This is a genomic window from Pseudoalteromonas sp. 78C3, assembly GCF_002836695.1.
Classification (GTDB): Bacteria; Pseudomonadota; Gammaproteobacteria; order Enterobacterales; family Alteromonadaceae; genus Pseudoalteromonas; species Pseudoalteromonas arctica.
In genome coordinates this window covers 1-12126 of sequence record NZ_PJAV01000153.1, presented here as the reverse complement: position 1 = coordinate 12126, position 12126 = coordinate 1, and the positions used below count along the sequence as shown (strand labels likewise).

The 12126-nt window shown below is 38.3% G+C and carries 9 protein-coding genes and 1 tRNA gene; 5 read left to right on the top strand and 5 right to left on the bottom strand.

The features are described 5' to 3' along the window. Positions 1–242: 242 nt before the first annotated feature. Both CXF76_RS13195 and CXF76_RS13190 read right to left on the bottom strand, forming a co-directional pair. Positions 243–1529, bottom strand: a complete 1287-nt coding sequence (locus CXF76_RS13195; RefSeq protein WP_101163912.1) for a M20 family metallopeptidase — start codon at positions 1527–1529, stop codon at positions 243–245. A 401-nt stretch (positions 1530–1930) separates the two neighbouring features. Next, positions 1931–2920 carry a fatty acid desaturase gene (locus CXF76_RS13190; RefSeq protein ID WP_101163911.1) on the bottom strand — a complete coding sequence of 330 codons (990 nt, stop codon included), beginning with the start codon at positions 2918–2920 and terminating at the stop codon, positions 1931–1933. Between the two features lie 392 nt (positions 2921–3312). Between CXF76_RS13190 and CXF76_RS13185 the strand changes: the two genes are divergently transcribed. Next, a tRNA-Leu gene (locus CXF76_RS13185) sits at positions 3313–3397 on the top strand. A 218-nt stretch (positions 3398–3615) separates the two neighbouring features. On the opposite strand, the gene CXF76_RS13180 is transcribed toward CXF76_RS13185, so the two are convergent. The 3 genes from CXF76_RS13180 to CXF76_RS13170 all read right to left on the bottom strand — a co-directional run bounded on the left by CXF76_RS13180 (position 3616) and on the right by CXF76_RS13170 (position 7377). Next, complete coding sequence (locus CXF76_RS13180) at positions 3616–4089, bottom strand: VOC family protein (protein WP_101163910.1); 474 nt, start codon at positions 4087–4089, stop codon at positions 3616–3618. A gap of 140 nt (positions 4090–4229) precedes the next feature. Next, positions 4230–6296 (bottom strand): catalase, encoded by a 2067-nt coding sequence (locus CXF76_RS13175; RefSeq protein ID WP_101163909.1) that lies wholly within the window; start codon positions 6294–6296, stop codon positions 4230–4232. A gap of 247 nt (positions 6297–6543) precedes the next feature. Further along, the gene (locus CXF76_RS13170; protein ID WP_101163908.1) at positions 6544–7377 is read right to left on the bottom strand and encodes a mechanosensitive ion channel family protein; all 834 of its coding nucleotides are present in this window, start codon (positions 7375–7377) and stop codon (positions 6544–6546) included. A 637-nt stretch (positions 7378–8014) separates the two neighbouring features. On the opposite strand from CXF76_RS13170, the gene CXF76_RS13165 reads away from it, so the two are divergent. From CXF76_RS13165 to dps, 4 genes are all read left to right on the top strand, one after another. Then, a complete protein-coding gene (locus CXF76_RS13165; protein WP_101163907.1) occupies positions 8015–8401 on the top strand; it encodes a hypothetical protein in 387 nt (128 codons plus the stop codon). A 331-nt stretch (positions 8402–8732) separates the two neighbouring features. After that, on the top strand, positions 8733–10601 hold the full coding sequence (gss, locus tag CXF76_RS13160; RefSeq protein ID WP_101163906.1) for a bifunctional glutathionylspermidine amidase/synthase: 1869 nt from the start codon (positions 8733–8735) through the stop codon (positions 10599–10601). A 136-nt stretch (positions 10602–10737) separates the two neighbouring features. Then, positions 10738–11106 (top strand): DUF2237 family protein, encoded by a 369-nt coding sequence (locus CXF76_RS13155; RefSeq protein ID WP_007581464.1) that lies wholly within the window; start codon positions 10738–10740, stop codon positions 11104–11106. Positions 11107–11341: 235 nt separating this feature from the next. Further along, positions 11342–11866: a DNA starvation/stationary phase protection protein Dps gene (dps, locus tag CXF76_RS13150; RefSeq protein ID WP_010553097.1), complete on the top strand. Its 525-nt coding sequence runs from the start codon at positions 11342–11344 to the stop codon at positions 11864–11866. Positions 11867–12126 lie beyond the last annotated feature (260 nt).

The window sequence follows — 12126 nt, the reverse complement described above, 5'->3', positions numbered from 1 at the left end:
CAAACATGATCCGATGTTTTAAATAAAACAGCAATACCACGTTAAGCTAATAGCGTAACGTGGTGCGTCTAAATTATTTTGATACCAATTCGCTTAATTAAGTTGTCTATTTTGAGGTAAGAAAACCGTGTCGATAACAAGGCAAAAATTTCGTTATTTAGTTGTTCTATATGAGAAATTTTTAACGAAGTTAACGTGCGGTTTAATCCCTCAAATTGATTATGTATTATTGCGAGTTGGTATTAATGCGCGTTTAAATAATCAACGGCTAATAGACTAAGCGCCTTAGTACCTACTTTAAACGATGATTCGTCGGCATAAAAATAAGGGGAGTGATTACTAGCCACTGTATTTAAATCTTGCTCACTGGGTGTACCGCCTAAAAATACAAATACACTCGGCACTTCTAATGCGTAAAACGAAAAGTCTTCTGCGCCGGTTATTTTTCCCATTTCAACTACGTTTTCATTACCCGCTGCTTTTTTAAGACTAGGTAACATTTGCGCGGTTAGCTCTGGGTTATTAATCGTTACCGGATAACCTTCGTGAATGTGTACCTCTGCAGTAGCACCTGACGATTTAGCAATGTGCGTGGCTGTGGTTTTTATTTTTTCAAATATTTGTGCACGATTATCCATATCAAAGTTACGAATTGTACCCACCATTTCTACTTCTTCAGGAATAATATTATTGCGTACGCCTCCCGCTATTTTTCCAAACGAGACAATAGCGGGCTCTTTGGTAATGTTAATTTGGCGACTAACAATATGATTAACGCCAGTTACTATTTGCGCGGCAGCAGCAATAGGGTCAACCCCAGTCCACGGTGCAGAGCCGTGTGCCTGCTTACCATGTACAATTATTTCAAATCGGTCTGCACTGGCCATTGCAGGGCCACTTCTATAACCAATTTTACCGCTGTGCAAACTAGATGTTATATGTAACCCAAAAGCAGCTTCTGGTTTGTATTGTTCAAATATGCCTTCTTTAAGCATTAGCTCAGCGCCACCCTCGTCCCCCTCTGGTGCGCCTTCTTCTGCAGGCTGAAATACAAACATAATATTACCGTGTAGCTCATCTTTCATGTTTGCAAGCACTTGTGCAGCGCCCATAAGCATGGCCACGTGCGTGTCGTGCCCACAAGCATGCATTATGCCTACATCTACACCACGGTAATTAGTGGTTTTAGTTGACTTAAAATCAACATCGGCTTTTTCAGTAACTGGCAGCGCATCCATATCTGCACGTAGCATTACTGTTGGACCAGGCTTTGCGCCTTTTAATAACCCCACAACGCCTGTATAAGCAATCCCCGTTTGTACCTCCATACCCAGCGACTTTAAGTGCTTAGCTACGATACCTGCTGTGCGGGTTTCGCGATTTCCAAGCTCAGGGTTTTGATGAAAATCACGTCGCCAATCAATAACCTGTTGCTCTATCTTTTTAACTTGCTGATCAATGTTTGCATTGGCATTGAGCGCACTAAGGGCAGCAAAGCCCAGCGCTATTGAAATTAGTGATTTTTTCATCCTGTTTGTCCTTATTATATTTATTGGTTTTATAATATTGATGAGCACGAGCCCTTATGTATTATTGAGAACATAATTAGTTCGCTCTATAACCACTATTACTGAAGGCTCTACAATAATCAATCCCATTTAAGCTAGATGCCCAACTATAGGGGGCCACTTCACTTTTCACTGGTTTTATCTATTTTTAGTTTGAAGATTTAGCGCTAATTAAGCCTACCATTTTTGTTTTTATTGATTTAAAAATGGCATTGAATGGTCAACCAACGCACGTAAAGTGAGTTTTAATAAGCGCGGTGGTGGATAGAAGAAGTTAACGAGTAATAGGCTTGGTACATAATTGCTATTCAAACTATAAAATAAGAATAGCAATGTAGAACCTCCCCTTATGTTGGGGGTAATTATTTAAATGCGTTAGCATTTTTTATGCTGTCAAAATCGTTAAAGCGCACGTTGTGTTGCGCCATTACTTTAAGTATTTTTTCACTTAGCATTTGACGTAAATAAAACGGCTGATTTGGCACAAAATGGTGGATAGTATGCGTTTTACCAAAGTTAAAACAAAACAAGTGAAACGGCATAAATAAACGGCTCGTTAGTACATGAGTTTGCTCAAGCATGTTATTAACGCCGCCATAGTAATGCATGCTTGAGGTAACAAAATTAAGCGAGCTTGAGCGAATAATATTAGGCACAATGAGCACAACCATTAAAAATTCGAACACGTTCATTATGCTTAGTATCCAGCTAGGTGAATTTAGCGAAAGTGGTATAAATAAATCAACGATATGAAATACAATAACGATGTATAAAACAGCAAAATACGCAGTCGCTATCGGAAACCCCGCATTAAAAACACTCGAAAAACTAAAGCCATTAATTTCTTTTCTAAAACGTTTAGTAGAAATAACTAACCCTAATAACCCATCTACAATAACTAGCGCACGTAAAAGTGGGTTTTTAATACCATTACCCACCAAGCGTTCTTCTAGGTCTTGTTGTGTGCCTGAGGTTTTGTGATGGTGTAAATGCATTTTACGTCGGTACCATGGGCTAATAGTATTTGGTCGCATTAACCATACTGTTAGCATCATAAAATTATGCATGAACGGCTGATTACTAAAATATTGTTTATGTATAAGGTCGTGTTCTAACTCATGGGAAATAGATGCAGCAATAGCCGCAAGTACTATGCATACCCAAGCAGGTATGATGGCTAAATAATATAAAACACCAACACCAATTAATGCGCTAAGCGATAGCAATAAAATAATTAACCCTAAGGTATTTTGATGTGCAAGTAACGGGTGCTTTTGACGAAGTGATGCTTCCTCTGCCTTAATTGCTTTCACAATCGATTGAATGTTCTGTTTGGCACTTAATTGAGTCATATATAATGTCTTAAAAACCTTGTTATACAAATAATACCTGAATTGATCGCAACATCGGGATAAAGCAGGAATAATTATTGTAATACGATTAAATATTATCAATAGTTCAATTGCTTATTTATTCAATCGCATAACAAATTTAATAGCACTCATAACCCAAAATATTCGCTTTATATATCAGCCCAAAAAGACTTAAAAAATTTACCTGTGGAGTATCCTTGCTATAAACGATTAATTATCAACCAGTTGTTTATGCAAATAAAAGAAAAGGCTTGCCGCCCCCTCTTTTGTTTGTATAATGCGGATACAGAATAAGAGGTATATAAGTATCCTTTTTATTTTAAGTGGTTTTTCTTTATCTTTTTATGCTTAAAAGATTAAAGAAAAATTATGCCAGCGTGATGAAATTGGTAGACATGGGGGATTCAAAATCCCCTTCCGAAAGGAGTGCCGGTTCGAGTCCGGCCGCTGGTACCACTTTTTGAACCTCAGCTAATTATTGGCTGAGGTTTTTTTATGCCTAAAATTTAACTAGTAATTTATACCAATTCGCTTAATTAAGTGAGCTATTTTGAGGTAAGAAAACGGTTTCGATAACAAGGCAAAACCTAGATGAGCTGAAGCAAAAGCCACAGGCCTCCCATTAAAGCCATCAACATATCTTAGGAAGGGACAAAATCTAATAAGCACGCTAGTTATGCGTCTTGCTCTTGATTTGTTATATCTCCTATTCGGTTATTTAACTCTTCGTCACTAACATCTTCTTTGTGTGTACCAATGATCCATATATGACCAAATGGATCCTGTAGCGTGCCGGTCCTATCACCATAAAATTGGTCATGTACGGGTCTTATTTCTGTTGCACCAAGCTCAATTGCTTTTTTAAATACGGTATCAACATCTTCAACATAAAGCATAAGGCTTAGCGCTGTACCACCGAGTTCTTTTGGGCTTTTTAAATGTTCTTCAGAACCAATATCTGAAAGCATAATATGCGAATCACCAATTATTATTTCTGCATGGGCTATTCCACCATCAGGTAAAGGCATTTGCATTACGTGTTCAGCACTAAATGCATCACAATAAAAATCTATCGCTTTTTGTGCGTCATTCATAATTAAATAAGGTGTAACTGAATGAAACCCTTTTGGTATTGCCGAAACTGACATAGTGATCACCTCGCTGTTGAATCCATGTTATTAAAACTGATTTAAATGCTGTCTGTAATAAGCACTAAAGTTTTTAAATAAAGGTCAGATTGACTGACCTTAAAACAATATACAAATTAAATAATAGCTCTAATAAATACTTAGCGCTGCCAAAAACGTAAATTACGTAATGACTCTATAAATGCCTCGCCCGATACGGTAGCTAAATCAATCCAACCATCATCTGCTTTGTCATCAAGCCCTGCTGCTTTAAATAATGGCTTAGCCTCACTTGTAAAACCTATGTATTTCATATGTGCATACGCATCACTTACAAAGTCTTTAGCTTCTGCAATAGCTGCTAGTTTTTCAGCTCCCTCTTCAGTGGTGAGTACAAGTACCGCATCGTATAAAACCGATGGACCACCATTAATAACTTGATCAGCTTTAAAGTGCTTACCTTTACTGCATTTAGCACCGCCGACTTGTGGGGCAATAATTTCAAAGTTTGCACCTTCACTTTTAAGTGTATTGGTAACCGATTCAAAAATTTCTGCATTAAAGCCATCACTCACTAAAATACCTAATTTGCGGCCTTTAAATGTATTCGGGGGATTTTTTAAAATACTTAATGCATCAGATACAGGTAAGTCTTTACGTGTTGGCATAGCAGCTTCAGCTGGATCTGGCATTTCTTGCAAGCCAAGTCCTTCGGCAACTTTATTTGCGAGGGTTTCGTCAATATTTAATAAATGCGATACCAAACGCTCTCGTATTGGTACATGCTCGACTTTAGAAAGCTCAAACACGTACGCAGATTGTATATGCGCTTGCTCTACCTCTGTTTGGCTTAAGTAAAACTGACGAGCTTGACTGTAATGATCGCTGAATGTGTCTGAACGATAACGTAGCTTATCCCCACTCATTTGCTCTGATGAACTTTTAAACCCGTGCACAGGGCATTCACGAGGATTATTTTCGCCTGCGCTCCATGAGTTAGGTTCGTAGTTAACACGTCCTTTAGGATTTTGCATCGCCATGTGCCCATCTTGCTGAAAATGCCTCATTGGGCACTTAGGCGCATTTACCGGAATTTGCGTAAAGTTAGGTCCACCAAGGCGTTTTGTTTGAGTATCAAGGTATGAAAAATTACGCCCTTGTAGTAATGGATCTGGGGTGAAATCGAGTCCTGGTACAATGTTTTGTGTACAAAATGCAACTTGCTCTGTTTCTGCAAAAAAGTTGTCGACAACACGGTCAAGCACCATGCGGCCAACAATTTGTACTGGTACTTGTTCCTCTGGTATAAGTTTAGTGGCATCGAATACATCAAATTCAAACTCATCAGCAAATTGCTGATCAAATACTTGTACCCCTAACTCCCACTCTGGGTAGTCGCCGTTGCCAATAGATTCCCACATGTCTCTGCGATGAAAATCAGGGTCCGCGCCGTTTAGCTTAAGTGCTTCGTTCCATACTACAGATTGCATGCCGCCTTTTGGTTTCCAATGAAATTTAACAAATTTCTCATCACCTTTGGCATTAATAAATTTAAATGTATGAACACCAAAACCTTCCATAAAGCGTAAAGAGCGCGGAATAGCTCTATCAGACATTGCCCACATAACCATGTGCATTGACTCAGGCGACAAGCTCACAAAGTCCCAAAAGTTATCATGTGCTGTTTGCGCTTGGGGGAAACCACGGTCTGGCTCGGCTTTAGCTGAATGAACTAAGTCAGGAAACTTCATCGCATCTTGAATAAAGAATACCGGTATATTGTTTCCCACTAAATCCCAGTTTCCTTCTTGGGTATAAAATTTTACCGCAAAACCACGTACATCACGTGCTAAATCTGGAGACCCTTTATTACCTGCAACTGTAGAGAAACGAGTAAATACTGGGGTTTTTTCACCTTTTCGCTGAAAAATATCTGCACAGGTTAAATCTTCAAGCGTGTCGTAAGTTTCAAAGTACCCATGTGCCCCGTAACCACGAGCATGCACTACTCGCTCAGGAATACGCTCGTGGTCAAAATGGAAAAGCTTTTCGCGCAGCACCTGATCTTCCATCAAACCTGGACCGCGTTCGCCTACTTTTAACGAATTCTGATCGTCGCTCACAGGGCAACCTTGCGCTGTGGTCATTGTTGGGTAGCCGTCTGATGCACTTTGGCGCAGCTCGCCGCCATTTCCTTTTTTACCTGCGTATTTAAATGATTCAGCCATGTCTAATCCTTCATTACAATTTAAGTGATTGGGGTAGTTTTTAAAGTTTGCTTAACAGCAAAAGTAACAGAGCTAAATGCAAAATAAAGACCAAACAATAAGAGCAATGAAAGCGCGGGGTACAGATTAAAAGAGGAGTTTTAAGCGTTATTAAAAATAGAAAAACTTACAGAGCCCTGTAAGTTTTTCAAGATCAAAAAAAGGGTACTTTAAAAGTGCCCTTGAGTTTAAATCGGTTTAAATTTAGTTAATCTTTGCTTTCGTTAACTAAAATAACTTTACGATGCGGGAAAGGTATTTCGATGTTGTTTTCATCTAGTGCTTTTTTAATTAACTCTGGCACAGTGTAAAGAATATCGAAGTAATGCTCGCCCTTACAAAAAGGTCTTACTAAAAAGTCTACTGAGCTGTTGTTAAGTGTTTCTACTTCAACAAAAGGAGCTGGATCTTTTAGTATGTGTGGGTGCGCTGCAAGTACGGCATCTATAACTTTACGTACAGCCGTTGTATCTTCACCGTATGCAACACCAAAATGCATATCCACACCACGAATTCGATGATGTGAATGGTTTATAATTTGCGCGCCCCAAATTTGACTATTTGGAATAATAACCTGTTGGTTATCGAACGTTTGTAAAATAGTAGTAAACATATCTACTTCTGTTACTTTACCAAAACGCCCTGCTGCCTCAATAAAGTCATTCACTTTATAAGGTCTGAAAACAAGCAACATAACGCCCGCTGCAAGGTTCGACATTGCACCTTGTAACGCCAAGCCTATAGCAAGCCCCGCAGCACCTAGCAAAGCAATAATAGAGGCTGTTTGTACACCAAAGCGATTTAATACAGCAATAATAACGAACGCTAATATGATGTAGCGAGCCATGCTGCCTAAAAAGCGAAAAAGCGTATCATCAAGATGAGTGTATTTATGGCATAAGCCAATAATTAAATTGCGTACTTTGCCTGCCAACCATAAGCCCGCAAGTAAAATTGCAATCGCCAGTAATATGTTGGTTGCCCACGTAATTGCAGCGGGTAAATATTGATTAATATCAATGTTGTTTATTATGTCTTCCATTGTTTTTCCTGTTTTAAAAACTTTTAACTAGGGCGTGTTGCTCTTTGTGGATTGAAATTTGTTCAATCTAGGGGCGATTAAATCGCGGCGCGAGGTTTGTAACCTAGTGGGCTAAGTAAAAACCGAGTAACAAAGAGTTAATCGTCCCTAGAAAGAACCCTTTGGGCAGCGCATGTTTGGTATTTATGCTGCGTTATCGCCTATTTATGAGGAATAACCGCACTACGTAGGCTCTGCCTTGCCTAAAAACCAAACATACTGCTGCAAATTCAACCACCAAGGAGCAACACCCCCTGACTTCAATCCATACTAAGCGCAATAGTTTAACAAAAAATTAACTAAAGTCCGACTATAGGAGTAATTTAAAACATAAAGAAAGAGCGTTCCCCTCAAAACATGTCATCGCTCACGTAAATCTTTCAACACATAATTTTGCTTTAACCCTTGGTCTATAGCTTAAATAATTCAACTTTAACTAGTTCATAAATAAAGCTAATACCCGAGATAAATCTCGGTTAACTCTCTTAATTTTCTAATTACTACTGGCACTCATCTATAAATTTACCGATAATCTCACCTAAGCGCGCATATATTGGCGAGACAACACAATTGGATGAAATTAAAACAAAGGATTATTATGAAAAAGTACTCAATTTTACTTACAGCGGCAGCACTTAATGTACTTGCTGGTTGTTCAACATCTGTTGCAGTAAGAGACTTTGAACAAAACCCTATTCCACAAACATCAACAATTACCAACAGTGAAGCTGACGTAGAAAAGGGTATTCTAAAGGCATGTATTCAGCTTGGTTGGAAGTGTACGCCTATGAGTGAAGGTAAAATAAAAGGTGTACTGGATATTCGAACACACCAATTAACTGTCGATATTGCGTATGACAAAACGGCATACTCAATCAACTATAAAGACTCTATTAACTTAAACTACAACGGCAAAAAGATTCACCGCCAATATGTTAATTGGGTATCAAACCTAATACGCCATATAGATGCTGAAATGATTTAGCGGCGCGTTAACCTGCTTTACATATTATAAAAATCGCTAAATATGAATAATAAAAGTGGAGAAGTTACCTATAGCTTCTCCATTTTTTAGTTGAGATTTAAACAATAATAATCACTTCAAAAATATTAATAATTTTCAAACAGTTACAAGTCAAAAAAGCACCAAACCTAACACTATTAGTAAAAGTACTCTCCCGTATTTTCACTCTTTAATGAATGAGTAATTTTTTACTTATCCCCCTTCGTAAAAACATATTTTATATCTTGCTATAACGCAGTTTCGCTCATATAGTCAGCAAATTATCACACCTTTATTTTGAACATCTTTGTTTATGAAATCTTCTGCTCCTGCTAGTGATTTTGGGACCTTATTAGGTTATGCACCTGGTAATGTTGCTGTGTACTCATCTGATTATGATACGGCTGACGAAAGCATTTATCCTAATCGTAGCGCCTATCGTAGTTACCTTGATGGCATTTACATGGGCTATAAATGGCAATGCGTTGAATTTGCACGTCGATGGATGTATCTCAACCATAGCTATATTTTTGATGATATTGCTATGGCTTACGATATTTTTGAGCTGCGTTCGGTGCGCGATGTAAATAGCCAAAACAGATTGCCACTAAACGCGTTTAAAAATGGTGCAAAACATCATCCTCAAGTAGGTAGCTTACTTATATGGGAGGAAGGCGGCGAGTTTGAAGAAACAGGCCATGTTGCTGTCGTTGTTGAAGTGCATAAAGATAAAATACGTCTTGCTGAGCAAAATGTAGGACATCAAATATGGCCAAAAGATCAAAGCTGGTGTCGTGAGCTAAAAGCAAAAGTAACTAAAGATGGCGACTATTGGATTGAGTGCTCTTACAGCGACGCCACTATTTTAGGCTGGATGACACAAACTGATGAAACAGAATATGCTGAGCCAACGTCTGAGCTAAACACTGATTTATTTATTATAGAAGCCCATAAAGCAGTAGATACAGGCCAAGCAAACAAGTCATGGTTAAATATTGCGAATGACGATGAAGCTGCCTACGTAGAAATGATGCAAGGCCATAAACTTACATCAGTAGCTGAGGATCAACATAATTACTTTGCGATATCTCAAACGGCGCAGCAAAGCATTGAGCATGCAACAAATGAGCTGCATGGCTTATTTATGCATGCAACCGACTATGTACTGCAGCACCCTGAGTTATTAAAAAAGTTTAATTTACCCGATGTTGTGATTAATAAAATTCGCCAATCGTGGGATAACCGCTTAAACCAATTAATTACCAGTCGGTTTGACTTTGCTTTAACAGCAGCAGGTTTAAAAGTTTACGAATACAATTGCGATTCGGCATCGTGTTACATGGAAAGCGGCAAAGTTCAGGGTAAATGGGCAAAACACTTTGGTGTTAAAACAGGTGTAGATGCAGGCCAAAATTTATTTAAAGATCTCGTAAAAGCATGGCGTAAAAGTGAGGTGAAAGGTCTTGTTCATATTCTGCAAGATGATGAACCAGAAGAGCATTACCACGCATTATTTATGAAAGAAGCTATTGAAGCCGCAGGCTTTGAGTGTAAGTTAGTAATTGGCTTAAGCACACTTCGCTGGAATGAATCAGGCAACATAGTAGATGCAGATGGCGCACAACTGAATTACGTGTGGAAAACGTGGTCGTGGGAAACCGCACTTGATCAAATTCGTGAAGAATGTGAAGCCGACCAATCATTAGGTGATAACTTTGAACCACAATTCAAAATTGGTGAAACGCCACGCTTAGTCGATGTACTGCTGCGTAAAAACGTGATGGTATTTGAACCGCTGTGGACATTGATCCCAAGTAACAAGGCTATTTTACCAATACTGTGGAGCTTATTCCCTAATCATAAATATTTACTTAATACCGCGTTTGAGCTTAACGACGAGTTATTACAAACCGGTTATGTAGTTAAACCAATAGTAGGACGTTGTGGTGCTAATATTCAACTTGTTGATAAACAGCAGCAAGTTATAGAAAAAACAATGGGGCACTTTGCCGAGCAAGACCAAATATACCAACAACTATTTGCACTGCCTAAAGTAGATGACTACTTTGTACAAATATGTAGTTTTACAGCCGCCGGAAAATACTCTGGTGGTGGCGTACGTGTTGATAAAAGCATGATCATAAACGGCCATAGCGATTGTATGGCACTGCGTATTAAATAAATAATACTAAGCCCGCAATTTTGCTGCGGGCTTAAGTTTGTGTAGACCCCCTTCCCTCTTTTAAGTTTTATAGCTATCTCAAGCGAGTTACTCCTGATAGAGTAAATTTATTAAACACCACAAACTAAGGTATTTCATGGCGAATCAATTTAATGTACTTGGCACACGTTTAAAACTATGTTGCGGTAATGGTGGCTACACACGTGAAGGATTTTGTTATGTACCAGAATCAGATCTTGGCAATCACAGTGTGTGTGCAATTATGACTGACGAGTTTTTACAATTTTCAAAATCACAAGGTAACGACTTAATAAGCCCAAACCCTCTTTACGATTTTGAAGGTTTAAAAGCCGGTGATAAATGGTGCTTGTGTGCAGTAAGATGGCTTCATGCTATTTCAGCAAACGTTGCGCCACCAGTGGTACTTGAAGCCACAAATAAAAAATCATTAGAAATAGTGCCGCTCGATGTTTTAAAAGCGCACGAATATATAGCCAAAGTTTAAATACACTTAAGCGTTATTAAATTAAAGTCTGCAGATTTTACAAATGTATGCAGGCTTTTCAAAAATCCAATCCCCCCTCCAGCCTCTGAAATCTTAAATAAAAACATAACCACATGTTTTTAAATCACTTTTAAAAACAATCAGCTTACGGCATAACAGTTGCTTCACTAAGTTTAAGTCATGCTCATAACGCAACATATTATATGAGCAACACATTACTTAAGTAGGAGAAATTATGAGTAACAATAACGAATCAAACAAAACAACTAAATTTACCGCGCCAGGTATGAGTGACGAATCAGCTCAAAAAACAATAGCTACGCTAGATAACCGCATGGTTGCATTGATAGATTTACAGCTTACTTTAAAGCATATTCACTGGAACGTAGTGGGACCTAACTTTATTGGCGTACACGAAATGATAGACCCACAAGTAGACATTGTGCGCGAAATGACAGATACAATTGCAGAGCGAATTGCGACTCTTGGTGGAGTGCCTGTTGGTACGCCTAAATCAATTGTAGATCGTCGTACATGGAACGAATACTCAGTAGGTAAAGGGTTAGTAACCGAGCATTTAGCCGCACTTGATAAAGTATACAACGGCGTTAATGGCGATCACCGCAAAGCAATTGAGACTCTTTCTGAATTAGATCCGGTGTCTGAAGATATGATCACCAGCCAACTAGCTGACCTAGAGCAATTTCAGTGGTTTATTAGAGCCCATTTAGAATCATCTACAGGCGAGTTAAAAAGCTAATATATTTAATCTAAGAAAGCCCAGCATTAATATGCTGGGCTTTTTTTTGCGTAAAAATCACTCTATTTATAATCATATATAGATATGTATCAGTAAGCTCTAATACAAAACCCATATAAAAACAATAGAAAATTGGTATTACCAAAACAAATAACCAAAATAAAATTGAATGATTTTATACTCCTTACTATTTCGCAAATTTATAAGCCATACCCAACCTTTTATGAACATCTTATTATTTTAACATCACTTAAAAAACA

Bases quoted from the DNA above. Each gene is read 5' to 3' on its own strand.
- gss (WP_101163906.1), top strand. From the start codon at position 8,733: ATGAAATCTTCTGCTCCTGCTAGTGATTTTGGGACCTTATTAGGTTAT.
- CXF76_RS13180 (WP_101163910.1), bottom strand. From the start codon at position 4,089: ATGTCAGTTTCGGCAATACCAAAAGGGTTTCATTCAGTTACACCTTAT.
- CXF76_RS13155 (WP_007581464.1), top strand. From the start codon at position 10,738: ATGGCGAATCAATTTAATGTACTTGGCACACGTTTAAAACTATGTTGC.
- CXF76_RS13190 (WP_101163911.1), bottom strand. From the start codon at position 2,920: ATGACTCAATTAAGTGCCAAACAGAACATTCAATCGATTGTGAAAGCA.
- CXF76_RS13165 (WP_101163907.1), top strand. From the start codon at position 8,015: ATGAAAAAGTACTCAATTTTACTTACAGCGGCAGCACTTAATGTACTT.
- dps (WP_010553097.1), top strand. From the start codon at position 11,342: ATGAGTAACAATAACGAATCAAACAAAACAACTAAATTTACCGCGCCA.
- CXF76_RS13195 (WP_101163912.1), bottom strand. From the start codon at position 1,529: ATGAAAAAATCACTAATTTCAATAGCGCTGGGCTTTGCTGCCCTTAGT.
- CXF76_RS13170 (WP_101163908.1), bottom strand. From the start codon at position 7,377: ATGGAAGACATAATAAACAACATTGATATTAATCAATATTTACCCGCT.
- CXF76_RS13175 (WP_101163909.1), bottom strand. From the start codon at position 6,296: ATGGCTGAATCATTTAAATACGCAGGTAAAAAAGGAAATGGCGGCGAG.